Annotated in this window: 19 protein-coding genes; 13 read left to right on the top strand and 6 right to left on the bottom strand. The window is 61.4% G+C overall.

Features of this window, described 5'->3' with window-relative positions; translation table 11 throughout:
- Nucleotides 1–93: 93 nt before the first annotated feature.
- A complete protein-coding gene (locus AC1U7K_RS02240) occupies nt 94–930 on the top strand; it encodes a hypothetical protein (protein WP_480249173.1) in 837 nt (278 codons plus the stop codon).
- An 88-nt stretch (nt 931–1,018) separates the two neighbouring features.
- Entirely contained in the window at nt 1,019–3,163 is a 2,145-nt protein-coding gene (gene glgP / locus AC1U7K_RS02235) for an alpha-glucan family phosphorylase (protein ID WP_480249172.1), read from the top strand.
- Between the two features lie 3 nt (nt 3,164–3,166).
- On the opposite strand, the gene AC1U7K_RS02230 is transcribed toward glgP, so the two are convergent.
- The gene (locus AC1U7K_RS02230; RefSeq protein ID WP_480249171.1) at nt 3,167–3,604 is read right to left on the bottom strand and encodes an HIT family protein; all 438 of its coding nucleotides are present in this window, start codon (nt 3,602–3,604) and stop codon (nt 3,167–3,169) included.
- A 113-nt stretch (nt 3,605–3,717) separates the two neighbouring features.
- On the opposite strand from AC1U7K_RS02230, the gene AC1U7K_RS02225 reads away from it, so the two are divergent.
- Together AC1U7K_RS02225 and AC1U7K_RS02220 are read left to right on the top strand one after the other, a co-directional pair.
- The gene (locus AC1U7K_RS02225) at nt 3,718–5,082 is read left to right on the top strand and encodes a HEAT repeat domain-containing protein (protein WP_480249170.1); all 1,365 of its coding nucleotides are present in this window, start codon (nt 3,718–3,720) and stop codon (nt 5,080–5,082) included.
- Nucleotides 5,083–5,089: 7 nt separating this feature from the next.
- Nucleotides 5,090–5,530 carry a hypothetical protein gene (locus AC1U7K_RS02220; RefSeq protein ID WP_480249169.1) on the top strand — a complete coding sequence of 147 codons (441 nt, stop codon included), beginning with the start codon at nt 5,090–5,092 and terminating at the stop codon, nt 5,528–5,530.
- 53 nt (nt 5,531–5,583) lie between these two features.
- On the opposite strand, the gene AC1U7K_RS02215 is transcribed toward AC1U7K_RS02220, so the two are convergent.
- From AC1U7K_RS02215 to glgX, 4 genes are all read right to left on the bottom strand, one after another.
- Complete coding sequence (locus AC1U7K_RS02215; protein WP_480249168.1) at nt 5,584–6,408, bottom strand: HEAT repeat domain-containing protein; 825 nt, start codon at nt 6,406–6,408, stop codon at nt 5,584–5,586.
- A 24-nt stretch (nt 6,409–6,432) separates the two neighbouring features.
- Entirely contained in the window at nt 6,433–6,645 is a 213-nt protein-coding gene (locus tag AC1U7K_RS02210; RefSeq protein WP_480249167.1) for a hypothetical protein, read from the bottom strand.
- An 80-nt stretch (nt 6,646–6,725) separates the two neighbouring features.
- A complete protein-coding gene (locus AC1U7K_RS02205; RefSeq protein WP_480249166.1) occupies nt 6,726–7,367 on the bottom strand; it encodes a septal ring lytic transglycosylase RlpA family protein in 642 nt (213 codons plus the stop codon).
- Between the two features lie 200 nt (nt 7,368–7,567).
- Nucleotides 7,568–9,709 carry a glycogen debranching protein GlgX gene (gene glgX / locus AC1U7K_RS02200; RefSeq protein ID WP_480249165.1) on the bottom strand — a complete coding sequence of 714 codons (2,142 nt, stop codon included), beginning with the start codon at nt 9,707–9,709 and terminating at the stop codon, nt 7,568–7,570.
- A 212-nt stretch (nt 9,710–9,921) separates the two neighbouring features.
- On the opposite strand from glgX, the gene treZ reads away from it, so the two are divergent.
- On the top strand, nt 9,922–11,784 hold the full coding sequence (gene treZ, locus AC1U7K_RS02195) for a malto-oligosyltrehalose trehalohydrolase (protein WP_480249164.1): 1,863 nt from the start codon (nt 9,922–9,924) through the stop codon (nt 11,782–11,784).
- Here treZ and glgB read toward each other — a convergent pair.
- The gene (gene glgB / locus AC1U7K_RS02190; RefSeq protein ID WP_480249163.1) at nt 11,752–13,953 is read right to left on the bottom strand and encodes a 1,4-alpha-glucan branching protein GlgB; all 2,202 of its coding nucleotides are present in this window, start codon (nt 13,951–13,953) and stop codon (nt 11,752–11,754) included. The genes treZ and glgB overlap by 33 nt on opposite strands.
- A 388-nt stretch (nt 13,954–14,341) precedes the next feature.
- Between glgB and AC1U7K_RS02185 the strand changes: the two genes are divergently transcribed.
- The 8 genes from AC1U7K_RS02185 (at nt 14,342) to treS (ending at nt 26,042) form a co-directional block, all read left to right on the top strand.
- The gene (locus AC1U7K_RS02185; protein ID WP_480249162.1) at nt 14,342–15,409 is read left to right on the top strand and encodes a mechanosensitive ion channel family protein; all 1,068 of its coding nucleotides are present in this window, start codon (nt 14,342–14,344) and stop codon (nt 15,407–15,409) included.
- 219 nt (nt 15,410–15,628) lie between these two features.
- The gene (glgC, locus tag AC1U7K_RS02180; RefSeq protein ID WP_480249161.1) at nt 15,629–16,912 is read left to right on the top strand and encodes a glucose-1-phosphate adenylyltransferase; all 1,284 of its coding nucleotides are present in this window, start codon (nt 15,629–15,631) and stop codon (nt 16,910–16,912) included.
- A gap of 6 nt (nt 16,913–16,918) precedes the next feature.
- On the top strand, nt 16,919–19,822 hold the full coding sequence (treY, locus tag AC1U7K_RS02175) for a malto-oligosyltrehalose synthase (protein WP_480249160.1): 2,904 nt from the start codon (nt 16,919–16,921) through the stop codon (nt 19,820–19,822).
- A 1-nt stretch (nt 19,823) separates the two neighbouring features.
- On the top strand, nt 19,824–20,357 hold the full coding sequence (locus AC1U7K_RS02170; RefSeq protein ID WP_480249159.1) for a YtxH domain-containing protein: 534 nt from the start codon (nt 19,824–19,826) through the stop codon (nt 20,355–20,357).
- The gene (locus tag AC1U7K_RS02165; protein WP_480249158.1) at nt 20,350–21,030 is read left to right on the top strand and encodes a DUF5752 family protein; all 681 of its coding nucleotides are present in this window, start codon (nt 20,350–20,352) and stop codon (nt 21,028–21,030) included. Before AC1U7K_RS02170 ends, AC1U7K_RS02165 begins: the two co-directional genes overlap by 8 nt.
- A 1-nt stretch (nt 21,031) precedes the next feature.
- A complete protein-coding gene (locus AC1U7K_RS02160; protein ID WP_480249157.1) occupies nt 21,032–22,234 on the top strand; it encodes a glycosyltransferase in 1,203 nt (400 codons plus the stop codon).
- A 58-nt stretch (nt 22,235–22,292) separates the two neighbouring features.
- Nucleotides 22,293–24,362: an alpha-1,4-glucan--maltose-1-phosphate maltosyltransferase gene (locus AC1U7K_RS02155; protein ID WP_480249156.1), complete on the top strand. Its 2,070-nt coding sequence runs from the start codon at nt 22,293–22,295 to the stop codon at nt 24,360–24,362.
- Nucleotides 24,363–24,395: 33 nt separating this feature from the next.
- Complete coding sequence (gene treS, locus AC1U7K_RS02150; RefSeq protein ID WP_480249155.1) at nt 24,396–26,042, top strand: maltose alpha-D-glucosyltransferase; 1,647 nt, start codon at nt 24,396–24,398, stop codon at nt 26,040–26,042.
- Nucleotide 26,043: the final 1 nt, after the last annotated feature.

The following is a 26,043-nucleotide window of genomic DNA, read 5'->3' as shown; positions in this document are numbered from 1 at the left end:
CGAGTGCAAGCTGCGCTTCTAGAGAGCGAAAAAGCGCGATGACTTGGACGCGTCTGGAGACTTGTATATAATGGAGCGCGTTTTGGAGGTGTCATGTCTGCGACCCAGTCCCCATATGCGGATCTGCTTCGCGACGTCGCCGGTCTGATGCTCGCCGTGTCGGGCGAGTCGGTGACCATGGTGAAACGCTCGGCGCCGGAGCAGGCGTTGAAGCTGAAAGCGCCGCAGGAGTGGAAGATCTATCTGGAATTCTTGAAGGTGTTCTTCAATCTGGCGGACCGGTTGGCTGCATTCCATCTGCCGCTCAAAGACCGTCCGGAATTCATGAACAGTCTCGAAGATCACGTCACGGCCCAACTCAAGAACGTGTTGGCTCCGGCGCTGGCGCCAGATGCTGACCAGATGGAAGTGACGATTGCGATCGGGCAGGCGGTGGCGGAGAGCCGGCAGAGCTACGAGCGTTTCGCCTTTGTCGCCACCGAGGACAGCCGTGCGAAGGAAGAATTCTTGGCCTTTTTCAGCGCCCGGGTCGCGCATCTGCTCAATGCGACGGGAAACGGTCTCGTGACCTCGGCCGCAACGTTATGCGTCACCGCCGCCATCCCGGCCATGCAAGCGGCGTTTGAACGGAAAAGTCCCGCTGCACCGACAGCCGGTGAAGCCAAGGCGCCGCCTCCCGCCCAACCCCAGGCACCACGCCCTGGTATTGGCAATGAGATCAAGCTGGTCAGCGTGATGGCCGCGCTGGACGGCGAAGCGGTCGAGACGCGCTGGGGAGTGCATCCCAAGTTTCGACGGGACCTCACAGCAGATGAAATCCGCGAGCTGAACCGGTTGATGAATCGTGTCACCCGGATTCTCGGTGAACGGTATGCCGCGGTCGCCTATTCCGAGAAATGGGCGGCGTGGCAACAGGTCGGACACGCGTAATCGATGGGGTAAGGGATAGAGGGTTCAAGGGGTAAAGAATCTTACCCCATCACCCTTTACCCTTACCCCTGCTTTTTAAGGAGGTCGTGTGAGCGAGAGTGAACCGGAGTCTCTTCCCGGCGGGCTGGATCGTCTTTCCGAATTGGCACACAACCTCTGGTGGAGTTGGAAACCCGAGGCCCGGCAGTTGTTTGAGACGATCGACCCGACCCTGTGGCGGCTATCGCACCATAATCCGGTGCGGCTCCTTCAAGACTGCAAGCCGGACCGCCTGGCAGCATTGAGCGAGGACCCCGTCTTCGTCCGCCAATATTCTGCTGTCCTGAAGGCCTTCGACCAGTACGTGACGGCAGACGACACGTGGTTCGCGTTGCAGTTCCCGGACACCGGCCGTCCCCCCATCGCTTACTTTTCGGCGGAATTCGGCCTGCACAACTCGGTGCCCATCTACAGCGGTGGCTTGGGAATCCTCGCCGGCGACCATTGTAAGGAAGCGAGCGACTTGGGTCTCCCGCTGGTCGGGCTGGGGTTCATGTATCCTCAAGGCTACTTTCACCAACGGATCACGCCGGACGGCTGGCAGGAAGCGCATTACGAACCCTTCAATCGCCTCGAGTCGCCCATCACGCCCGCACTCACGGCGTCGGGCCCGCCGCCGCACATCGTCGTGGAGATGGGTGATCGCCGCGTGACCGTGCTGGTATGGCAAATTCGGGTCGGCCGGATCACCCTGTATTTGATGGATACCGACGTGCCGGAAAACGCGCCACGCGATCGGGAGCTGTCAGCACGACTGTACGGCGGCGACCAAGAGGTGCGACTCTGCCAGGAAATTCTTCTCGGGATTGGGGGCGTGCGCGTCTTGCGATCGCTCGGCCTTGCACCTGCGGCCTGGCATGCTAACGAAGGCCACTCGGCTTTCCTGACGCTGGAACTCTACCGCGAGCACGTGCAAAGCGGCCGCACGCATGACGATGCGGTCGAGGCGGTTCGTCAACAGACCGTCTTTACCACCCACACCCCGGTACCCGCCGGCCACGACGTCTTTCCGTTCGATCTGATGGACCGATATTTTCATCGCTATTGGGAGGAAGTGGGCTTCTCGCGCGACCAGTTTTTTCAATTGGGTCAACACCCCGACGCGCCGAGCGCCGGGTTCAACATGACCGCTCTGGCGATCCGCATGTCGGCCCACGTCAATGCCGTCAGCCGCGAGCATGGTCGCGTCTCACGAAAAATGTGGGCGGGCTTGTGGCCGGGACTCTCGGACAATCATGTGCCGATCCGGAGCATCACCAACGGCGTCCACGTGCCGACGTGGGTCGCGCCGGAACTCAACCATCTGTATAGCAAGTATCTCCGCCCCGATTGGTCCAACCATCAGGATGATCCGGCGATGTGGCAACGCATCGCCGAAATTCCTGACGGCGAGCTCTGGGCGATCCGTCAGGCGCTCAAACGAAAATTGATGAGTTTCATCCGGGAGCGTGCACGCGCGGGATGGATGCATCGCCGGCTTGAAGCGGCCCAAGTTCTCGCCAGCGGAACATTGCTCGATCCCGAGGCACTGACGATCGGGTTCGCTCGGCGCTTCGCGACCTACAAGCGCGCGCCCTTGATCTTCCATTCGCTCGGCCGCCTGAAAACTCTCCTACAGGACCGGTGGCGGCCCGTTCAGATCATTTTCGCGGGGAAGGCACACCCAGCGGATGAGCCGGGCCGGTACTTCATTCATCAGGTCTACAGCTTTTGCCGCGATCACGGCTTGGGCGGGCATATCGCGTTTCTCGAGGACTACGACATGCACATGGCGAAGTTTCTCGTCCAAGGTGTCGACGTCTGGTTGAACACGCCTCGGCCGCCAATGGAAGCGAGCGGAACCAGCGGGCAAAAGGCGTCCCTCAATGGCGTGCCGAATCTCAGCGTGTTGGACGGCTGGTGGCAGGAAGGGTACGACGGCGCAAACGGATGGCCCATTCAGCCGTCCACGCATCTATCCGATTGGCAGGCACAGGATGCTCAGGACGCCGAGCAGCTGTATCGAATCCTGGAACACGATATCGTGCCGCTGTATTACATGCGGGACCGAGACGGGATTCCGCGCGGTTGGATGCAGATCGTCAAGGATGCGATTCGGACGATTGCGCCGAGGTTTTGCACTCGACGGATGGTAAAAGAATATACCGACTTGATGTACGCGCCTGCCGCGGGTCTTCGTCACCACGCCAAGTGACGGTCAGCGAGCGGCCCGTATCTTCAGGAGTTCCTGCCGGATCGCCTTGATGCGCTGACCCCGCTCTTCGGGAATCAGCGGTACAGGCTCATGCCGATGATTCCACACCGGTTCACGGGGACACGGGTCTGAGGAGAGCCGTGGAATCACATGCCAATGGATGTGCGGCATTTGGTTGCCGAGCAGTTCGTAGTTGATCTTCAGGGGCTTGAAGACAATCGCAAGCGCCTGCGCCACGCAGCTGACCTCGTCCATCAGGTCCCGCCGCTCCTCGCCTGAGAGTTCGAACAGCTCTGTGGCATGTTTCTTCAGAACGAGCACCGACCAGCCTGGAAAGAACTGATCCTCGAACAAATAGAGGACGCTCGTACCGCAATCGGTGACACGGTCGTCCGCTTGCGGCCATGCGCCGCTGCACGCTCGGCACGCCTGACTCAGCATGGACTGACAGTATGATGGCCAGCCGGCGATGTCAATCTGACGGAGCAGTGCCTCTTTTCCCGAGATCGCCGTTCATTGCGAGCGCGCGAAAAGCGGTGCTAGGATGACGCGCTATGATGGTGCCTCGCGCTTGTCTCGTTCGAACCCTCCTCTTCTGGTCTCTGGTGCTTTTCCTCGTCGCCCTTCCGGTCCGTGACGCCATTCCCGGGAACATCGACCGCGATCTCGTCTCGGCGTTTCGCGAAGGCCGGTTTGAAGAGGTGGTCCGCCTGTTCGAAACGATGCCGGCGGGAACGGAGCCCTCACCGAAGGCTTTGAACGCTACCATTCGGACCTATCTGCATCTGGGGCGCCCGGAGACGGCCTTTAAGGTCTACACACGACTCGTATCAGCCGGCCGCGTGGATGACGCGCCGTTGCTCCGCGAGATCGCAAAGGCGATCGTCACATCGTATGTCAGGGACCCACTCGAGCATGTCCGTATCGCGGCGTTGACCGCCCTCCGCGATGCCGCCGGTCCGGACACACTCGCCCTTCTCGAGGATGCACGATTTGACGGATCCATGCTCGTCCGGGCTCTCGCCATCGAGGGCCTCGGCCGTACGGTGAGCCTCCATCCTCGCGCGGCGAAATCGGCCACCGCGATTTTCAAACAAGCGCTCCAAGATCCGTCGCCCGGTGTCCGCATTGCCGCAATCAATGGCTTGGGGGAAACGCGGGACGTGTCGGCCGTTGATCTGCTTCGGACGATTGCGCGCACCGACGACACTGCCGTGCACGTGTTTGCCCTCGCCGCACTCGTCAAGTTAGGCCGCGAGCAAGCCCTCGATGAGATCCTGAGCGCGGCAACGTTGCCCGATCCCGATACGCGCATGGCGGCTCTTGGCGTGCTCGGGCGCTTGCGAGTCCCGCGCACCTTCAAGTTGTTGGCCCAATCGGTCTACGACCCGGATCCCGCGGTTCGGGCCTTTGCCGCCGGCGCACTGGGCGAATACGGCTCATCGGATGCCGCTGCACAGCTCACGCATTCCATCGGCGATGACGACCCACGGGTGCGAAGCATCGCGGCGGCGAGCTTGGGGCGTCTCAAGCTTCCCCACACACGGGCGCTGCTGTGGCCGTTGGCGAAAGATCGCGTGGACATTGTCAGGGTCGGGGCCGTGGAGGCGTTGCTGCGATTGGGGGAGGGAGAAGCGGTCCTCGTCGCGCGCGAACTGGCACAACATCCCGATCCGTCCGTGCGCGGCGCCCTCGCACAGGCAATCGGTCAGGCGAGGAACAAGGCGGCGTTACCGCTGCTCGACGCCTTGCGGCAGGACCTCCAGCCGCAACCTCGGCTGATGGCGACTCGCGCGCTCGGCCGCTTCGAGAGTCGGGACGCCGTCCCGCTCGTCAAGCAGGCCATGACTGATTCCGATCCGGCCGTTCGGGTCACGGCGGCCGGCAGCCTGCTGCAGCTCCTCAAACCCTCGTCGTGAGGCCTCAATGCTGAGATTCCTCGGGATGCTCGTTCTTCTCACTACCAGCTTCACCTTGGGTTTCTACATTGGTCGGCATTCGATCGGAGAATTGACGAAAACGGTGACGGATCTCTCGCGAAACGTCGTGGATACGACGCTCAGCTTCGAACGGAATCTGCGGGGACGACAGGAACTCGTCGACGCCAAGGCACAGGTCATCCAAGCAAAATCGGATGTGCTCGACCGGAACTTCGGCAATGCCGCCAAAGCGCTGGGCGAGGCCGCCGACGATTTGGAGCGCTTGACGCAAACCGAACCTGCGACGGACCGGCGGGCGAGATTGACATCGCTGATCGCGAAAACGCGGGCGAGTCAACAGGAGTTAGCGTCGGGGAAAACTGTCCCCCGGGCGCGATTCGACGAGATTCAGAAAGAGTTGGATGCGCTGGCGGAGCGGGGAAAATAAGGTTCGGAGGCCAAGGTTCTTTTCAAACCTCGAACTCCGAACCTCGAACATCTTTACGCATTCGCGGCGCGCTTTTTCCAAGCGGCCAGAATGCGTTCCACGCGCATCCGGACAACGGGATCAGGGTCCTTGAGAAGCGGCTTGATCGCCTCGCGCCCGCGTTCGTCCCCGATTTTCTCGAGTGCCGCCGCCGCCGTGAGCCGTGTAAACCAGTCCTTGTCGCTGAGCTTCTCGATCAGCGGGTCAATGGCCGACGAGTCCTGAATCCGACCCAGCGCGATGACCGCCTGCTTGCGGATGTTCTCGTCCTTGTCTCTCAGCGCTTCAACCAACCTCGGCACCGCCGGCGGACCGAGGTCGACGAGCGCCTCCGTCGCATCTTCGTAGAACTCATCGTTCCGCAACTGGGCCACCAGCGGATCGAGCACCCGCTCGTCCTTGATCTTTCCCAGTGCGCGGATGGCGTATTTTCGGTGATCCCAGGACCGCAGGAGTCGCAGCACGGAATCGACCGCCGGGGAGCCGACTTGACCGATGGCCTCGACGGCCGCCTCCCGAACCTGCCAATCGCCATCTTGCAGAGCGCGAACCAGCGGCTCCACGCACCGTTCATCGCCCATTTCGCCGAGCGTCACGACGGCTTCCCGCCGCACCGCCCAGTCGGGATCTTTCAAGAGATCGATTTGGATTTCGATCTCATCCTTGATCCGCTCTTCTTCGAGGACCCCTTCCTCCTGGCCCTCGACCGCAGCTTCGTCAGTCGCAGTCGCCGCCTCTCCGGCCATCGCCTCGGACAGCCGGTCGGCCAACTGGTCCTTCTGCTCCTCAGTTTTCAGCGTCGATTCGTCTTCAAAAAAGTTTTCGGATTCCTGGTTCATAATACCCTGCTGCATGACACGATGTTACGCTGTCGCGCCGGCCTTCTCGTCCTTCTTGCCGGCGGCATGTTGCTTCCGAATCAGCAATCGGCGGCGTTTCCGTTGCGCCCGCTTCAAATGCTTCAGGAGCACGCGCAGCTTCTCTCTGGCATCGTCCCCGCCATCGGCCTCTCGTTGCTTCGTGATCTTGGCTTTCAATCGTTGAACATCAGTCTCTAACGGGGACTTCTTCGCCACGGCGACTCTCCTCTCCTCGCGGACAAAATGAGTGAGTCAGTGTAGTAGACCGCGCGGGAGGCTGTCAACCGAACCGAGACTTAGGTCAGAGCGAGTGCTGGGACCGCATCCACCCGCCGTTCGACGGCGAGGATATCGGCCACGCGGCGCGCCCGCCGCTCGCGAAGGAGATCGCTTGGTATGCTGCGGGCAGCCCGGCGATCAGTTTGCCAGGCTGGGTGGGACAGGCCGGAGCGACCAAGGGGCATGGCAGCAGTGTCGGCCGTAACTGAAAATTCCATGTCGAGTCCATTGCGTTCGTCCATCAGCGCGCCGAGCGATTGGTGGCCGACGACCTCGATTTGAACCGCTGAGATCCCATCCCGGACCATTTCGAGACGTTCGGCCGCCGCGTAGGAGAGATCGAGGATTCGGCCATTGACGTAGGGGCCCCGGTCATTGATCCGAATGACCACGTGTCGGCCCGTGACGACATTGGTCACCCGGACCACGGAGCCGAGGGGAAGCGTTCGATGCGCGCCCGTCAGTCGGTACATGTCATAGGGTTCGCCACTCGCCGTAATCCAGCCGTGAAAGTCATCCCCATACCATGATGCAATTCCGCGCTCCTTCATCCCCACGTCGAAATCCGCCTGCCCTTTGGTCAATCCGGCGCAGCCACCCGTCAGCAGGGCGCAACCGAGCACGAACGTCGAGAGATAGGGTCGTCTCGCAGACTCCATTCAGTCCTCCAAGCTACAGATCAGGAAACCGGGCACAACCACGAACCGGGCGGCGGACGATCGATGAAGACGCGACGGCGGACGACAAGAAATGATGTTGCAGGGACGGTATCAAAACGGGAGGCCGAGGGTCAATCCAACTTTCGTTGCACTGTTGCTCCGAAGGATCGAGTGAGTGCGCGACAAGGAGTTTCAATGACTTATTCGTGTTTCTCGGGGCTTCGCAGGCGTAGCACCGCCAAGGACCGGGCTTCGAGCGGAAACGGCTCCCCGCCCTTTAAGAACTGGGGCAGCTCTTTGGGACTCGGCTCTGTCGTGTCGAGCAGATGCTCCCAGCGCACCCCGCGTTTATGGGCAGGCATCGTAAATTGGAGCAATTCATGGTGGGCATTGAGGAGGATCAAGAGGGTATCACCGACAATGGGACGGCCTTTGTCATCGGTTTCTTCCATCGCGTCACCCGCCAATCGAATACCGAGACACCGGACGTACCCCTTGTTCCAATCTTCATCGGTCATTTCCTTCCCGTCCGGCCGAAACCACGCAATGTCTTTCACTTCTGATCCACGAATCCGCCGCCCTTGGAAAAAACGACGGCGCCGGAGTACCGGCTGCTCCCGGCGAAGCGCGATCAGGCGCTGGACGAAGGCGAAGAGGTCCCGATCACGGCGATCCAATTTCCAGTCGTACCAGCTGAGTTCGTTGTCCTGGCAATACGCATTGTTGTTGCCGCGCTGTGTCCGGCCGATCTCGTCTCCGCCGCAAATCATCGGGACGCCTTGCGATAGCACCAACGTGGCGAGAAAGTTTCGCTTTTGCCGCTCGCGCAATGTCACGATGTCCGGATTATCCGTCGGTCCTTCCACCCCGCAATTCCAGCTCAAATTGTCATCGGTGCCATCCCTGTTGTCTTCGCCGTTCGCCTCATTGTGCTTCTCGTTGTATGAGACCAAATCATTGAGCGTGAACCCGTCATGCGCTGTCACGAAATTGATGCTGGCATACGGCCGGCGCCCGCTGGTTTCGTACAGGTCGCTGCTGCCCGTGAGCCGATACCCCAATTCCGCTACTTGGCCGCCGTCTCCCTTCCAATAGCGACGGATCGTATCACGGTAGCGGCCGTTCCATTCGGCCCAGCCAACGGGAAAGTTGCCGACCTGATAGCCGCCTTGCCCGAGGTCCCAGGGCTCGGCAATCAGCTTGACCTGGGAGAGCACCGGATCCTGGTGGATGATGTCGAAGAACGAGCTCAAGCGATCGACATCGTGTAGCTCCCGTGCAAGGGTCGAGGCAAGGTCGAATCGAAAGCCGTCAACATGCATCTCCTGCACCCAATAGCGCAGGCTGTCCATAATGAGCTGAAGCGTACGAGGGTGGGTGACGTTGAGCGTATTACCGGTGCCGGTGTAATCCATGTAGTAGCGCTTGTTCTCCGGTACCAATCGATAATAGGCCGCGTTGTCGATCCCTCGAAACGAAAGCGTCGGGCCCAGATGGTTTCCTTCACCTGTGTGGTTGTAGACCACATCGAGGATGACCTCCAGGCCCTCGCTGTGGAGGGTCTTGACCATCGTCTTGAACTCACGGACATGCTCACCGGGAATGGGACGCGTCGCATACCGAATATCGGGGGCGAAGAAGCCGATGGTGTTGTAGCCCCAGTAGTTGGTCAATCCCCTGTCGTACAGATGCTTGTCGCGCACGAAATGATGGACCGGCAACAGCTCCACCGCCGTCACGCCCAGCGCTTTCAGATGATCCAGGACCGCAGGGGACGCGAGCCCTTCGTACGTTCCGCGCTGTTGCTCGGGCACATCCGGGTGTCGGGCGGTCAAGCCCTTGACGTGGACTTCATAAATCACCGTCTGATCCCAGGGCGTGCGCAGGAGTTGGTCGCCGCCCCAGCTGAAGGCGGAATCGATCACGACCCCCTTTGGCACGTTCGCCGCATTATCCCGGTCATCCTTGGATAAGTCGGCCGCCGGATCACCGATCCGGTAGCCGAACATGGCATCCGACCACTCGATGTTCCCTGACAGCGCCTTGGCGTAGGGATCGATCAGGAGCTTCGAGGAATTGAACCGATGCCCGACCGAGGGATCGTACGGGCCGTGGACACGATAGCCATAGTGTTGGCCCGGTCTGACTTCCGGCAGATAGACGTGCCAAACCTGATCGGTCCGTTCTTCAAGGGGGATCCGGTGAGATTCCAGGACGGCATCCGGGCCATCGAACAAGCACAGTTCGACCTTCGTCGCATTTTCGGAGAACAGGGCAAAGTTCACGCCCTGCCCGTCCCACATCGCCCCCAAGGGATATGAACGTCCTGGCCAAACCCTCATCACGCCCGTGCCTCACTGTCTGGTTCTGGTTCGAGCTCTGCCCACTGTCCTGCAGGTTGGTCGTCTCGACGATTCGCGGACGGCCATAATTTCTGCTTCGACCGTCAGACCATATCGAACCACGGCGATTCCGAGTATCGGTATGTACCGGTTTTCTCTGTCAGCGGACTCGAGACGTGCAGCACTCACCTCCGATCTGGCAGACTGAGCCGATGCAATCGGAATGGCGGCTGGAATTGGGAGCAAGACTGCGCGGGACGTCGGCGGCGTTTCGGGTGTGGGCGCCGCGAGCGGAACGCGTGTCCCTTCAGCTCCACCGAGGGGAACGAACCGTCGCGATGACGAAAGACGCTGTCGGGTACTTCACGGCGAACGCCGAGCAGGTGTCGGCCGGCGACCGTTACACCTACCTGCTTGATGGCAGCAAGGAGCGACCAGACCCGGCTTCTCGGTCTCAACCCGAGGGCGTGCACAGAGCGTCAGCGCTGGTCGATCCAGACGCGTTTCACTGGTCCGATCAGCACTGGCGTGGAGTGACGCTGGATCAATTGGTGCTCTACGAACTTCACGTCGGAACGGCCACCGCCGAAGGGACGTTCGCCGCACTAATTGGCCGCCTGCCGGCACTGAAGGACCTCGGCATCACGGCGATCGAAGTAATGCCGGTGGCGCAATTTCCCGGGCGCCGCAACTGGGGCTATGACGGCGTCTCTCTCTATGCGCCGCAGTCCACGTACGGAGGGCCGGATGGGCTCAAGGCGCTCGTCGACGCCTGTCATCGGGAGGGACTCGGTGTCATCCTGGACGTCGTGTACAACCATCTCGGCCCCGAAGGGAATTACCTCGACGACTTCGGCCCCTACTTCACCGACCGCTACCACACGCCGTGGGGCCGAGCGGTGAACTATGATGGCGCGGACAGCGACGAGGTCCGCCGCTTCATCATCGACAACGCCCGCTATTGGGTGACCGAATATCACATGGACGGCCTGCGCCTCGATGCGATCCACGGCATCTACGATTTTGGCGCGACGCACATCCTCCGCGAGCTGGCCGACTCAGTCCACGAACAAGCCGAAGAATCCGACCGAACGATCCTCGTGATCGGCGAAAGTGATTTGAACGACGTCCGCGTCATTGCACCGCCGCAGGAAGGCGGATATGGACTCGACGCGCAGTGGAGCGATGATTTCCATCACGCGTTGCACGCCGTGTTGACGCGGGAGCGCGCGGGCTACTACGAAGATTTCGGCGATCCCCGGCAGATCGCGACGGCGCTGCAAGATGGATTCGTCTATTCAGGCCAGCACTCCCGGCACCGTCGCCGCCGTCACGGCAACTCGGCGCGCGGACGGCTGCCGGAGCAATTCGTGATTTGCACGCAAAATCACGATCAGGTCGGGAACCGGGCGCAGGGAGAGCGGCTGGCCGCCCTCGTGCCGTGGGAGGCCTTGAAAGTCGCCGCCGCGGCACTGCTCCTGGCGCCGCAGACGCCGCTGCTGTTCATGGGCGAGGAATACGGCGAGACCGCGCCGTTCCAGTACTTCGTGGATCACGGAGATCCGGCACTGATTAAAGCCGTCCGGGAAGGCAGGCGAAAAGAGTTTGCGGCTTTCGGGTGGGGAGCCGTGCCCGATCCTTTCGACCAGGCAACGTTTGAACGATCGCGACTCTCGGATGGCGGTCCGCGCGACGATCGGCAGCGCGCCGTATTGGCCTGGTACCGTCGCCTCATCTCGCTGCGGAACAGCGGTGGGGCCTTTCACGCAAAAGGCGGGCATGCGGCCTGGGTGGAGGAAGGAGCACCTGTCTTGATCTTGCACCGTTGGGCCGCCGAACAGGCGCACGCGCTGGTGCTGTTGAATCTAGAAGAGCGCCCCGCACACTTCGTCCTTCGACAACCCGCCGGCCGGTGGCGTCTTACGCTGACGAGCTGGAGCAAGGAGTTCGGAGGGACTGGCGAGCCGCGGCTCCCCGACACCGTCACGTTGGCTGAGACCCAGGTGGCACTCTCGCTGCCCGCCTTCGGTGTCGCCCTCTACTCAACCAACCCGCTTGAAGTAGAGTACCGCTAACGGCGGCAGCGTCAGCATGAGTGAATAGGGCTGCCCGTGCCAGGGCTGCTCCTCTGCGGGCACCCCGCCGCCGTTTCCCGTATTCGATCCCCCGTACAGGGCCGCATCGGTGTTCAGCACCTCGCGGTACCACCCGGGTGCGGGCACTCCGACTCGATACCCTTCGCGGGGCACGGGCGTGAAGTTGCAAACGCAGAGCACGACCTCGTGCTGCTGCTTCGCGCGCCGCAAGAAGGCGATGACGGCATGATCCGCATCGCTGAAATCGATCCACTGAAATCCCGTCCACTCGAAATCGACTTCATGTAAGGCCGGCTCGCTCCGGTAGACCGTGTTGAGGTCTCGGACCAGCCGTTGCAACCCGCGATGCGGCTCGTACTCGAGCAGGTGCCATTGCAGGCTGTCGTCGTGGTTCCATTCCCACCACTGACCGAACTCGCCGCCCATGAACAGCATCTTCTTGCCGGGGTGCGCGTACATGTAGCCGAACAGCGCCCGGAGGTTCGCAAACCGCCGCCAATGATCGCCGGGCATCTTGTCGAGCAGGGCCTTCTTTCCATGGACGACTTCGTCATGCGAGAGGACGAGTACGAAGTTCTCGCTGAACGCATAGATCAGCCCGAACGTGATCTTGTTTTGGTGAAACCGTCGGTAGACGGGATCAAAGCTGAAGTACTCGAGCGTATCGTGCATCCACCCCATGTTCCACTTCAGACTGAAACCCAGACCGCCCGTATACGTGGGCCGGGAGACGCCCGCCCACGCCGTCGATTCTTCGGCAATGGTCAGCACGCCCGGATGTTCTTGATGCACAACCGTATTGAACTCCTTGAGGAACGAGATGGCCTCGAGATTTTCATTCCCGCCGTACTTGTTGGGGATCCACTCGCCGGCCTTGCGGGAATAATCGAGATAGAGCATCGAGGCCACCGCATCGACCCGCAGCCCGTCAATATGGTAGCGGTCCAGCCAAAAGAGCGCGCTGTTGAGCAGAAAGTTCCGCACCTCGACGCGGCCGAAGTTGAATATCCGGCTATGCCATTCCGGATGGTAGCCCAAGCGAGGGTCTTCGTGATCGTAGAGATGGGTCCCGTCGAACCACGCGAGCCCGTGCGGATCGTCCGGAAAATGCGCGGGCACCCAATCGAGGATCACGCCGAGGTCGGCGCGATGGCAGGCATCGACGAACGCCATAAAATCCTCCGGTGACCCAAACCGGCTCGTCACCGCGAAGTAGCCGGTCGGCTGATAGCCCCAGGAGCCGTCGAAGGGGTGTTCGCTGACCGGCAACAACTCCAGGTGCGTGTAGCCCATCTCTTTCGCATAGGGCACGAGCCTCTCCGCCAATTCGCGATACGTCAGCCACCGATTCCCTTCTTCGGGCACACGCCGCCACGAGCCGAGATGGACTTCATAGATCGAAATCGGACTCGCCAATTGATCGCGGCTCCGGCGCCGCTCCATCCAGTCGCGATCGTTCCATTGATACCGACTAATGTCGCGGACGATCGAGGCCGTTTTGGGACGAAGCTCCGCCGCGAACGCGTGGGGGTCCGCTTTGAGGAACGGCGGGCCACCGCTGCGGGGACGGATTTCGTATTTGTACGCGGAGCCTTCCGGGATATCGGGAATGAAGAGTTCCCACAGCCCGGATGGCCCGCGGCTTCGCATCGGGTGACGCCGGCCATCCCAGTTGTTGAAATCCCCCACGACGCTCACACGCATCGCGTTCGGCGCCCACACGACGAACCGGACCCCCGGAACGCCGTCGATCGTGACCATTCTGGCCCCCAGGAGGTCATAGCCGCGATAGAGCCGTCCCTCGCCGAACAGATGAAGGTCGAAATCCGAGATCAGGTCGCGAAACGCGTAGGGATCGTGCCGGACCGTCACATGGCCCCCGGAGTCGACGGACTGGACCTGGTAGGTGTGCGGCCCGGCTCCATTGGTCAGAAGGGTTTCATACAGCCCATCTTCGTGCACCTTGGTCATCTTCTGAGGCGGACGGCCTTCGATCAGGACGGCAGCCTCGACCGCATCCGGCAAGAAAGCGCGCACGACCATGCCGGACTGATCCGAGGAAGGGGGATGCGGCCCCAAGACGGAAAACGGATCCCAATGCTCTCCGCGGAGCAGTCGCACCAAGTCAGACGTATGCGTGATCTTCATGGGTCGATATCTTAAAGGATTGCGGCCGCGCTTGGAAATGCGTCATCGGCCGACAAGGAAGCTCCATCCCATGAAGCACCTAGCCCGCATCATTCATGAACCGTTCTGCTGCAATTGCCGATCCGCTGCGGCGACGGGCGTGCTCGCCACCCGGTCGGTCAACATACCGCAGTGAGTATGCCTCTTCCCTCGCGGCTGCCCTTGCCCGTCTCGCACGCGGTTCTGCCTTTACCCCGCCCGCCCCAGGCGCTTATCTCACCCACCCAACCCCGAGCTGCCAAGACGGCTCTTTCCCGTTGGGCGCCCCCTCCCGAAGTTCGCCACGAACCGCCATGAATAATGCGGGCTAGCCGCACTCCGAAGAATTCGCTATAGTTCGGCGACTCCGATGCCCCCACTGTCGCCACTCGCCTCGCACCTCGCCACTGCGCTCGCCGCCTTCGTTGCCGTCACGACCATCGCCCTTGCGGTCCGGCACGTCGCCATCCGTGCGGTACGCCGCTGGGGTACGGCCAGCGCCTCGCCGTTCAGCGCCGTCATCCTTGACAGCCTTCGCCTGCCGTCGCTGATGTGGTGTCTGCTCATCGGGCTGTACATCGCCGTCGATACCGCGGACCTACCGCCGCGCCCGGCGGCGGCGACGCTCAAATCATTGTTCAGCTTGCTGGTCGTCTCGGTCACGTTCGCTGTGGCGAATCTGTCGAGTGCCGCCCTTCGGCTCGGACTGCGCCGCAATCAGATCGGCTTTCCTGCGACCGGGTTGTCGCTCACGTTCGTGACGGTCACGATCTGGATCACCGGCGCGCTCGTTCTGCTCGGCGGCTTGGGCATCTCCGTCACTCCAGTGTTGACCGCGCTCGGCGTCGGTGGCCTTGCGGTCGCGCTCGCGCTCCAAGACACGCTCTCCAATTTCTTCGCCGGCATCCATCTCCTCATCGAACAACCGATTCGCGTCGGGGATTTCATTCGCTTGGAGACGGGACAAGAGGGATACGTTGAGGATATCGGGTGGCGGACGACCCGTGTCCGCATGTTGTCCAACGACATGGTGATCTTGCCGAACAGCAAGCTCACGCAATCGGTCGTCACGAACTACTACCTGCCGGACCCCCGCCGCGGCATCTCGATCGTCGTCGGCGTGTCGTACGACAGCGACCCCGAGCATGTCGAGCGAGTCTTGCTGGACGAAACGGCGAAAGCCGCCGAAACAGTACCTGGATTATTGACGGATCCCGCCCCGAGCGTGCGCTTTCTTCCAGGGTTCAGCGAATCCACCCTGGACTTCACGCTGAACTGCCACGTGCGCGAAGTCACTGATCAATATCTCGTTCAGCATGAGCTTCGGAAACGGATTTTTCGCCGATTCCGCGAAGAACGGATCGAGATTCCCTTCCCGCAGCGGACGGTCCACCTCCATCCCCTTTCGACAGACCGCCCGTCGTCCGCCTCATTCTGACAAGGACAGTTTGTCCTCGCTTGGACAAACTGGCTTTCCATTGCGCGTGAATCCTACAGGCTCTTCCTCCCGTGGTGAGTAGGCGACGGCCAGGCTTCGGTGCGAAAGTATGCGGTGCCGCTGATCGGTGCCTTAAGGAACGGGCCGTCGAATTCTTCACCCGTTGATCGCCGCGCATCGGTCCTGCAGTTGCATAGCCCTCGGCACCGCAGATTTTTGATGCGTCATCGATTGAAAACAGGAGAGACCGTCAAGGTGCTGGCCATGATCATGGCCGGAGGCAAGGGCGAACGGTTGATGCCGTTGACGGAGCATCGCAGCAAGCCCGCGGTGCCCTTCGCCGCGAAATACCGGATCGTCGATTTCGTGCTCAGCAATTTTTTCAATTCCGGCATCCGTGCGATGTACGTCCTCGTGCAGTACCGGTCGCAATCCCTGATCGAACACCTCCGTCGAGCCTGGCGCATCGGGGATCGGTTGCCTGCAGAATTCGTCTCGGTCGTCCCTCCGCAAATGCGCGCCCGCGATGGCTGGTACGAAGGCACCGCCGATGCGGTCTATCAGAACATGAACCTGATTCGGGATTTCTCGCCTGATCTCATCGCCGTGTTTGGCGCGGATCACATTTATCGCATGGACATCGGTCAGATGGTGCAATTTCATATCGACCATGGGGCCGACGTCACGGTGGCGGCAAGGCCGGTGCCGGTCGAAGACGCCCGCGGCTTCGGAATCATCGAGGTCAACGAAGAGCGGTCCACCGGCGCCCCGCGCATCGTCGGATTCCAGGAAAAGCCGGCGCAGCCCAAGCCAATGCCCCACGACCGGCATCGCGCCTTCTCGTCGATGGGCAATTACCTATTCACCAGCGAGGTCTTGCAGAACATCCTCGAACACGACGCCACCACGGCGGGATACCATGACTTTGGTCGCGATATCCTGCCCCGCATCATTCGTTCGCATCGGGTGCTCGCCTACAACTTCTGTGACAACGAGGTCCCCGGCCTGAAGCCGTATGAAGAGCCGGGCTATTGGCGCGATGTCGGCACCCTGGATACCTACTGGCAGGCCAACATGGACATCCTCGGCTCGGAGCCGCTCTTCAATCTGTGCAACGCGGACTGGCCGATCTTGACCGAAAATTACGATGCGCCGCCGTCGAGCTTCGTCCGCTCGCACGTCGATCAGAGCGTGGTCGGACAAGGCACACGCGTCTTCGAGGCCGAGATCAACCGCTCGGTCATCGGCCGTGACGTCACGATCGAACCGGGGGCGTCGCTCGATGAGTGCATCATTCTCGACGGCACGACGATCGGCGCCCATGCGCGACTGCGGCGTGTGATCGTCGACCGGTTCAATGACATTCCGGCCGGCGCGAGGATCGGACTCGAGCCGGCCGAAGACCGGCAACGCTATGCGGTGAGCGCCTCGGGGGTCGTCGTCCTTGGGCAGCGACACACCGGCCCAGAGGCCCGCTTCTCCCACGCATCGGCGCTGCCTTGAGGTCGCATGTACCCGACGCCGACCCGGATTCCCGTCGCCACCTACCGAATCCAGTTCAACCAGCGCTTTACGTTCAAGGATGCCGCACGGATCGTACCGTATCTCGATCGCCTCGGCATCACCGACTGCTATGCCTCGTCCTATATGAAAGCGACACCCGGAAGCTCGCATGGCTACGATGTCGCCGACCCCCGGATGTTGAATCCGGAAATCGGAACGGAAGACGAGTACCGGGCCTTCACCGAGACGCTTCGCGGACATGGGATGGGGCAACTGCTGGACGTGGTTCCGAATCACATGGGGATTTCCCGGTCGTGCAATGACTGGTGGTTGGACGTGCTGGAGAATGGTCCAAGCTCACGCTATGCCGCGTTCTTCGACATCGACTGGCACCCGTTGAAACCGGAACTCGAGAACAAAATTCTGTTGCCGATCCTCGGCGATCTGTACGGCGTCGTGCTGGAAAATCAGGAGATCACCCTGAGCTACGATCGTGGCGCGTTTTCGATCCACTATTACGACCATCGGCTTCCGGTCGCGCCGAAGTCCATCACCCGCATCCTGTCGTATCGGCTCGATGAATTGATCGAACGGGTGGGAGCGGATAACCCGGACGTGCTCGAACTGCAGAGCATCATCACGGCGCTCAATCACCTTCCGCCCGGCGAGGAATCGGACCCGGCGAAATCGGAGGAGCGGTACCGCGAAAAGGAGATCGTCAAGAAGCGGTTGAACCGACTCACCGCCGCGAGCCCGACGATCGCGGCCTTCCTCGAAGAAAACGTGCAGGCCTTCAACGGCCGGAAAGAGGATCCAAAAAGCTTCGACCTCCTCGACGGCCTCCTAAACGATCAAGCCTATCGCCTGGCCTACTGGCGAGTGGCGGCCGAGGAAATCAACTATCGGCGTTTCTTTGACATCAACGAACTGGCGGCGATCCGCATGGAAGATCCGCCGGTCTTTCACGAGGTCCACGATCTCGTCTTCCGTCTCGTCAAGGAAGGCCACGTCACCGGGCTGCGCATTGATCATGTCGACGGCCTGTACAGTCCGGGTGGCTACCTTCGCGAGGTCCAGAACTGGGCGCAGAAGAACCTACCCGGAGCTCCCGATCACGATCGGCCGCTCTACGTCGTCGTGGAAAAGATCCTCGGCAAAGGGGAAACGCTGCCGGAGACCTGGCCGGTGTACGGCACCACTGGCTACGACTTTTTGAACGTGGTCAACGGTCTCTTCGTCGATGGCGGGCACGAGTATGCGTTCGACGAACTCTATGCCAAGTTCATCCGCGAGCGTATCTCCTTCGACGACCTCGTCTATCAAAAGAAAAAGCTCATCATGAGCGCGTCGATGGCCAGCGAGGTCAACCGCCTGGGTCATTTCCTCAACGGCTTCTCGGAGCGCGACCGGCGCTCGCGTGATTTCACCCTCAACAGCTTGATTCACGCCATCCGGGAAATCATCGCCTGCTTCCCGGTCTACCGGACGTATATCGGAGCCGAGGCGAACGGCGTGGCGGATCGCGACCGCGCGTACATTCGACTCGCGGTGACGAAGGCCAAGCGGCGCAATCCGGCGGTCAGCGGACTCGTGTTCGATTTCATTCAAGACATTTTGTTGAACCGAGCGGAAGATCGTCTGCGGGTCGACCGCGAGGAGCGCTTGAACTTCATCGCGCGATTCCAGCAAATCACCAGTCCGGTCACCGCGAAGGGCGTCGAGGACACCGCTCTGTACATCTACAACCGCCTGGTCTCGCTCAACGAGGTGGGCGGCGAGCCGGACCGGTTCGGCTTGTGCGTTCCGTCGTTTCATGAACGCATGCGCGAACGTCAAGCCTCCTGGCCCCTCGCCCTGTCGGCGACCTCGACACACGACACCAAACGAAGCGAGGACGTGCGCGCGCGGATCAACGTGCTGTCGGAGATGCCGAACGCGTGGAAGGCGCACGTGTCCCTCTGGCACAAGCTCAACAAAAAATTCAAAGTCGACGTCGAGGGACAACCCGCGCCCGACCGCAACGAAGAATACTTGCTCTATCAGACGCTGATCGGCGCATGGCCGCTCGAAGACATGGATGACGATCAGTATCGCGCCTTCGGGGAGCGTATTCAGCAGTACATGGAGAAGGCGCTGCACGAAGCGAAGGTCCACACGAGCTGGCTGAATCCGCATCCCGCATACGATCGGGCGGTCCATAAGTTTATCGAGGCGATTCTCGATCGCACCCGGCCGAACCCGTTTCTCGACAGCCTGTTGGTATTCCACCGAAAGGTCGCCGCGTACGGCATGTGCAACAGCTTGTCCCAGCTTCTGATCAAGATCACCGGCCCCGGAGTGCCCGACATCTATCAAGGGACGGAACTGTGGGACTTCAGCCTGGTCGACCCCGACAACCGGCGACCGGTCGATTACGACCGGCGCATCGGACTCCTCGACACGCTGGCTGATGCGGCCGAACAGCCGGATCGGCGCACGGTCGTCCGCGAGCTCTGGGCCTCGGCGGACGACGGTCGGATCAAGCTCTACCTCACCATGGCGGCACTTCGGTACCGTCGTGCGCACCCGGACGTCTTTCTCAACGGCGACTACCTGCCGCTGGAAGCGCTCGGCGGAAAAAAGCAGCACGTCTGCGCCTTCGCCCGTACGCGGGGCGGCAAGTCGGTGCTCGTCGTCGTCCCCCGGCTGATCGCCGGTCTGAATCCTGATCCGGCGACGCCACCACTCGGCACCGCCGTCTGGCCGGATACTTGGCTGGCGCTTCCCGCCGACGTCAGTCCCGCTGTGGGCTACTACAACGTTTTCACCGGCGAGACGATTCAGCCGGTGCCCGTCGAGACACGCCTCGCGTTGCCGCTTGCGAAGATTTTCGCCGATTGCCCCGTGGCCCTGCTGGAGTGCGTCGCATAGCATGGGGCGGCACGACGAACAACCACGGTGGCTTGGGGGTGAGGCGCACGTCCGTCGTCAGCAACTGGGATCGAGCTGGGATTGGGACCTGCCGCCTCGCTGGCGCTCGCCTCTCGCCATCGTCGCCGCATTCGCCGCCGGAGCGGCGGCGGCAGGGACGGGCGCGGCTCTGGCCCGGCACGGACGCGTAGAAGAGCCGGGCGAGTCGGCACACGACGCGACACAACCGGGCTTTTCCGCCGGAACCGCGCTCGCAGCCTTCGTGGCCGGGGCACTGCTCGCGGGCGCCGCCGTGCTGCTCACCGCCCCCGAATCCGGTCCCGACGTGCGCCGCCGTCTGGCGCGGGGCGCACGCACGGCCCAAGAAGAATTATCGGACATCGTCGAGGAGACCCGCACCGCGCTGGAAGGGCTCAAGAAAGATGCGCGTCAGACGCTGCGGCGCACGGCGTTGCGGTTGGCCGATTCGATCGATGCGACGATCACCGCCGTAAAACACGAAGGAGACCGCGTCGCGGGGCCCAGGCATGACTGAACAACTGACCGTCGCGCCGTTTCACTTCGTCGGGTGTGTCGAGCTGCGGGAGATGCTCGGACGCAAGGCCGGCGACGTCGAGCAACTCATGCGGGGCATCGAAGAAGTGCCGGCCGACTCCATTTACTATCACACGCACAGTTACTTTCTTCGGAACGAGGCCGGCCCCACTCTGTTTCCCAGCGACTTTGCCACCTGGGCGGCCGTCTCCGTCCGCGATCGCATTTTGAGCGAACGGCTGGGGCTGATCGACCCGTTCGAATTTCGAGACCTCGAAGCCTTGCGCACAGAGATCGTCAGCACCATCGACGATCATTTGAAGTCGCTGTGGAATGTCCCGCGCGTGATGCACGGTGATCCCTTCGAGTTCGTCAGCTCGCACATCCTCGAAGTGGATCTCGGGCTCTCGGCCACGAGCCTTGGCGAATTTCGCAGCTTGCTCGCGTCCGTCGACCGGAGCGTCTTGTTCAACCACATTTGCGAGGCCAAGATCCGCAAGGGCCGCCAGGGCGGGGACTTCGTGATCTGGGTCGGATCGGAAGACGGACTCAATCTGCCAGAGCTCGCACGGCAACTCGCCGCCATTCAACCTATCGGACTCACGCTCGAAGGCATTCGCGCGCGGATGCTTGCCATCGTCGATCAGTGGCTCGCCGAGCGGAAACCTGCATGACATGACCGTGTCACTGAACGCTTACCGCGCGATTGCACCGCCCGGACGAGTCGACCTGCTCTACCGCCTCAGTGCGCAGGCGGCGGGGAAACGCATGCTCCATGTCGTCTCCGACCCGGACGCCGGCGAAGCGGCTGAAATGCTCCACGCGCTGATCCCCTTGTTGCGGGAGGTCGGCGTCAACGCGCGATGCGACGTCATGAAATCGAGCGAGTCGTTTCTCGATGCCGTCCGGGCGTTCAGGAACGGGCTCCAAGGCGAAGACACCAAGATTCCCGATACCCTGATGGAGGCCTACCGCGAAGCGATCCGTCTGCAAGTCCCGGCGATCGATCTGGCCGCCGATGTCGTGATGACCCACGACCCGCACCCGTTGGGCCTCATCGATTACGCCCCGACCGACTCCCGGTGGGTGTGGCGGTGCTATTTGGACGTCTCGCGGCCGCACCGTCGCGCCTGGAACTTCATCCGGCCGTACATCGCGCGGTATGACGCCGCGGTGTTCTCGCTCCCGCAATTCGCGCAGCCGCTGCCGCTGCCGCAGTTTCTCATCTATCCATCGATCGACCCGCTGAGCGAACGAAACCGGGAGCTTGCGCCCGAGGAAATCCAAAGCGTGCTGGACCGGCTGCACATTCCCCGCGACAAGCCGATCCTGCTGCAGGTCGGCGGCTTCACCCGATTCACCGACACCCGCGGCGTGCTCGCCGCCTACCGGCTGATCAAGTCACACTACGATTGTCGACTGGTGCTGGCGGGGCGCGTGGCGAGCGACGACCTCGACGAACAGGTGATCCTCGGTGAAGTGCGCGAGACCGCCGCGAAGGACGAGGACGTCCACATCGTCCTGCTGGCTCCAAACGCGTCGCTGGAAATCAACGCGCTCCAGCGGGCCGCGACCATCGTCATCCAGAAATCGTTCCGGGAAGGGTTCGGACTCGCAGTGGCCGAGGCGATGTGGAAGGGCAAGCCGGTGATCGGGAGCGAAACCGGCGGCATCACGCTGCAGATTATGTACGGACAGACCGGCTACACGGCGAATTCGGTGGAAGGGACCGCCTTCTACGCGAGATATCTCTTGAATAACCCTACGATCGCCGAAGAGATGGGTCGGCGGGGGCATGCCCGCGTCCGCCAGAGCTTCTTGATCACGCGCCATCTCGAAGACTACTTGTCGCTGATCATCCTGCTCGGACGGTCTTAGAAACGGTTCGAAGTTTGAGGTTCTCGGATCGGATCTGACAAGTCAGGACTAGACGATCATGGATCGTAAACATCGAACTTCGAACCTCGAACGTCCTTCGCCTTCGGAACAGCGATCCTCGAACCTCGACCCTTCTTCGACCGTCCCCTTCCCGTCCACCCTCGGGACGATCATCATTGAAAGCGTGTGGCCGCAGATCGACTGCGGCCGCTACCCGGTCAAGCGGGAGGTCGGTGACCGGCTGGAAGTCGCCGCCGACATTTTCAAAGAGGGGCACGACGTCGTGTTCGCCGCGGTGCGGTATCGGACCGATGCGGAATCAGCATGGCGGGAGTCATCACTGGTCCACATTGACAACGACCGCTGGATGGGCTGGTTCGATTTGACGGAGAACAGTCGGTATCGCTACACAATCGTGGCTTGGGTATCGGCCTTCGAATCGTGGCGCCAGGAAGTCATCAAGAAACGTGCGAGCCAGTCGGACTTGCAGAGCGAATTACTGGAGGGCCTGGCGCTGGCCGAAGAAGCAGCCCGTCGGGCGCCGGCGGCCGAGCAGCGGCGGCTAGAAGACCTGTGCCGCCAATGGAGGAAGGCCGGATCGCAGGACGCGCAGCTCGGGCTCGCCTTGAGCGACGACCTGCACGCCGTTGTCACGGCCTTCGAGCCGCGCCTCGGAATGACGATCTATGAGCCTGAGCTGGAGGTGATTGCCGACCGCGCCCGTGCCCGAGTCGGCGCCTGGTACGAACTGTTTCCGCGATCCCAGGGTACGATCCCCGGCCGCAGTGCAACGTTCCAGGACTGCGAGCGCCGCTTGCCGGAGATCCGCGCAATGGGGTTCGATGTCCTGTATCTCCCACCCATTCACCCGATCGGCACAACGAACCGAAAGGGCCCGAACAACACGTTGAACGCGGGACCGAAGGACCCCGGCAGCCCCTATGCCATCGGGAACGAGTCCGGCGGCCATGACGCCGTCGAACCGAGCTTGGGGACGATCGAGGACTTCGATCGCTTCGTCGCGGCCGTCGAGACCCATGGCATGGAAGTGGCGCTGGACTTTGCGATCAACTGCTCGCCCGACCATCCGTACGTCCGGGCCCATCCCGAGTGGTTTTATCACCGGCCGGACGGCACGATCAAATATGCCGAGAACCCTCCGAAGAAATATCAGGACATCTACCCGCTCGACTTCTATTGCCCCGACTGGCGCAACCTGTGGCTGGAGATGCGGCGGATCATTTTGTTTTGGATCGACCACGGGGTGAAGATCTTTCGCGTCGACAACCCGCATACGAAGCCGGTGATGTTCTGGGAGTGGTTGATTCGGGAAATCCAATCACGGCACCCGGATGTGTTGTTCTTGTCCGAGGCCTTCACGCGACCAAAGATGATGCGGGCGCTCGCCAAGGCGGGGTTTACGCAGTCGTACACCTATTTCACGTGGCGCAATTCAAAACAGGAGCTGACCGACTATCTGCTCGAGCTGTCTCAGAGCGAGATGAAGGAATACTTTCGTCCCAACTTCTTCACCAACACGCCGGACATTCTCCCCGAGATTTTGCAGCAGGGCGGCCGTCCCGCTTTCAAGTTGCGTCTCGTGCTCGCCGCCACCCTGTCACCGTCATACGGCATTTACAACGGTTATGAATTGTGCGAGAACCGCGCGCTGCCGGGCAGCGAGGAGTACCTCAACTCGGAGAAGTATGAATACAAGGTCTGGGACTGGGACCGACCGGGGCACATCAGGGACTACATCGCGACGATCAACACGATTCGCCGGGAGCACCCGGCGCTGCATGAATTGGAAAACTTGCGGTTCCATGAAGCGGACAACGACCACGTGCTGTTCTACGGAAAGCGGACGCTGGACGGGCGTGACAGCGTGTTGGTTGCCGTCAACTTGAACCCGTTCCAAGCGCAGGCGGCACGACTGACGATTCCGATCAGCGATCTCGGGATCGCGCCCGATGAGACGTATCAACTCCATGAGCTCATTACCGGGCAGCGCAATCTCGTGACCGGCGCGATCTATCCCGTGCGATTGGATCCTCAGGCGGAGCCGGCCGCGATCTGGACCGTGCGTCGATGGAGTCGCCGCGAGCACGACTTCGACTACTTCATGTAACATGAACTGACTCCTCGCAGCATCACTCACCCTATGGGCGACCCGCTCTGGTACAAGGACGCGATCATCTACGAACTGCACGTCAAGGCGTTCTTGGACACGAACGCCAACGGCATCGGTGATTTTCGCGGCCTGACCGAAAAACTCGACTACATTCAAGACCTGGGCGTGACCGCACTGTGGCTGTTGCCGATGTATCCGTCGCCGTTGAAGGACGACGGGTACGATATCTCCGATTACCTCGACATCCATCAGGACTACGGGACGATGAAGGACTTCGAGGGATTCCTCGAGGAGGCACATCGCCGAGGCCTGCGGGTGATCACGGAGCTGGTCATCAACCATACGTCCGATCAACATCCGTGGTTCCAGGACGCGCGGCGGAACGCGGGGTCACCCTATCGCGATTACTACGTCTGGAGCGACACCGACAAACGGTATGCGAATACGCGGATCATCTTCACGGACACCGAACGCTCGAATTGGGCGTGGGACCCCGACGCCAAACAATATTATTGGCACCGCTTCTTCAGCCATCAGCCGGATCTGAACTTCGACAACCCGAAAGTACGGGAAGAGGTTCTGAAGATCATGAAGTTCTGGTTGGCCAAAGGCGTGGACGGCTTACGGGTGGATGCCGTGCCCTATCTCGTCGAACGCGAAGGCACGAGCTGCGAGAACCTCCCCGAGACCCATGAGATCATCAAGGACATCCGCAAAGCGCTGGACGTCGAGTTCGAGGATCGCATGCTGTTGGCGGAGGCGAACCAGTGGCCGGCCGACGTGCGTCCCTACTTTGCGAACGGTGACGAATTCCACATGGCCTTCCATTTTCCGCTGATGCCCCGGATCTTCATGGCGATCAAGAAGGAAGATCGCCATCCGATCACGGAGATCCTCAATCAGACGCCGCCGATTCCGCCGAACTGCCAGTGGGCCTTGTTCCTCCGCAACCATGACGAGCTGACCCTCGAGATGGTTACGGCCGATGAGCGCGACTATCTGTACCGGGAGTACTGCACGGATCCGCGGATGCGGCTCAATATCGGCATCCGACGCCGGCTCGCGCCGCTGATGGACAACGACCGGCGCAAGATCGAATTGCTCCATAGCTTGTTGTTCACGATGCCCGGGACGCCGGTGCTGTATTACGGCGACGAGCTGGGAATGGGCGACAACATTTACCTGGGCGACCGCAACGGTGTCCGGACACCGATGCAGTGGACGGGCGACCGCAATGCGGGCTTCTCGCGCGCGGACACCGCACAGCTCTATCTACCGCTCAACGTGGACCCGGTGTACGGCTATCAGGCGTTGAACGTCGAAGCGCAGCTACGCGTGCCCAACTCGCTGCTCAACTGGACGAAGCGAATTCTGGCCGTCCGCAAGCGCCATAAAACGTTTGGCCGAGGCACGCTTGAATTCTTGAAACCCTCCAACCGCGCGATCCTGGCCTATGTGCGGAAGTACGAAGGCGAAACCTTGCTCATCGTCAACAATTTGGCGGGACATGCACAGCCGGTTGAGCTCGACCTGCGCCGCTTCATCGGGTCGGAGATTATCGAGTTGCTGGGCGAAACGAAGTTCCCGAAGGTCGCCGAGCATCCCTACCAGCTCAGCCTCACCCCGTACGGCTACTTTTGGTTTCGCATCGAACCGCCGCGGGGCGGGCGGAGATGAC

The sequence above is a fragment of the Nitrospira sp. Vd2 genome (assembly GCF_979581665.1).
Note: the sequence above shows the minus strand (reverse complement) of the source record. Positions and strands in the feature narration are given on the sequence as shown.

Bases quoted from the DNA above. Each gene is read 5' to 3' on its own strand.
- AC1U7K_RS02240 (WP_480249173.1), top strand. From the start codon at position 94: ATGTCTGCGACCCAGTCCCCATATGCGGATCTGCTTCGCGACGTCGCC.
- AC1U7K_RS02230 (WP_480249171.1), bottom strand. From the start codon at position 3,604: ATGCTGAGTCAGGCGTGCCGAGCGTGCAGCGGCGCATGGCCGCAAGCG.
- AC1U7K_RS02225 (WP_480249170.1), top strand. From the start codon at position 3,718: ATGATGGTGCCTCGCGCTTGTCTCGTTCGAACCCTCCTCTTCTGGTCT.
- AC1U7K_RS02220 (WP_480249169.1), top strand. From the start codon at position 5,090: ATGCTGAGATTCCTCGGGATGCTCGTTCTTCTCACTACCAGCTTCACC.
- AC1U7K_RS02215 (WP_480249168.1), bottom strand. From the start codon at position 6,408: ATGAACCAGGAATCCGAAAACTTTTTTGAAGACGAATCGACGCTGAAA.
- AC1U7K_RS02205 (WP_480249166.1), bottom strand. From the start codon at position 7,367: ATGGAGTCTGCGAGACGACCCTATCTCTCGACGTTCGTGCTCGGTTGC.
- glgX (WP_480249165.1), bottom strand. From the start codon at position 9,709: ATGAGGGTTTGGCCAGGACGTTCATATCCCTTGGGGGCGATGTGGGAC.
- treZ (WP_480249164.1), top strand. From the start codon at position 9,922: ATGCAATCGGAATGGCGGCTGGAATTGGGAGCAAGACTGCGCGGGACG.
- glgB (WP_480249163.1), bottom strand. From the start codon at position 13,953: ATGAAGATCACGCATACGTCTGACTTGGTGCGACTGCTCCGCGGAGAG.
- AC1U7K_RS02185 (WP_480249162.1), top strand. From the start codon at position 14,342: ATGCCCCCACTGTCGCCACTCGCCTCGCACCTCGCCACTGCGCTCGCC.
- glgC (WP_480249161.1), top strand. From the start codon at position 15,629: ATGCGTCATCGATTGAAAACAGGAGAGACCGTCAAGGTGCTGGCCATG.
- treY (WP_480249160.1), top strand. From the start codon at position 16,919: ATGTACCCGACGCCGACCCGGATTCCCGTCGCCACCTACCGAATCCAG.
- AC1U7K_RS02170 (WP_480249159.1), top strand. From the start codon at position 19,824: ATGGGGCGGCACGACGAACAACCACGGTGGCTTGGGGGTGAGGCGCAC.
- AC1U7K_RS02165 (WP_480249158.1), top strand. From the start codon at position 20,350: ATGACTGAACAACTGACCGTCGCGCCGTTTCACTTCGTCGGGTGTGTC.
- AC1U7K_RS02160 (WP_480249157.1), top strand. From the start codon at position 21,032: ATGACCGTGTCACTGAACGCTTACCGCGCGATTGCACCGCCCGGACGA.
- AC1U7K_RS02155 (WP_480249156.1), top strand. From the start codon at position 22,293: ATGGATCGTAAACATCGAACTTCGAACCTCGAACGTCCTTCGCCTTCG.
- treS (WP_480249155.1), top strand. From the start codon at position 24,396: ATGGGCGACCCGCTCTGGTACAAGGACGCGATCATCTACGAACTGCAC.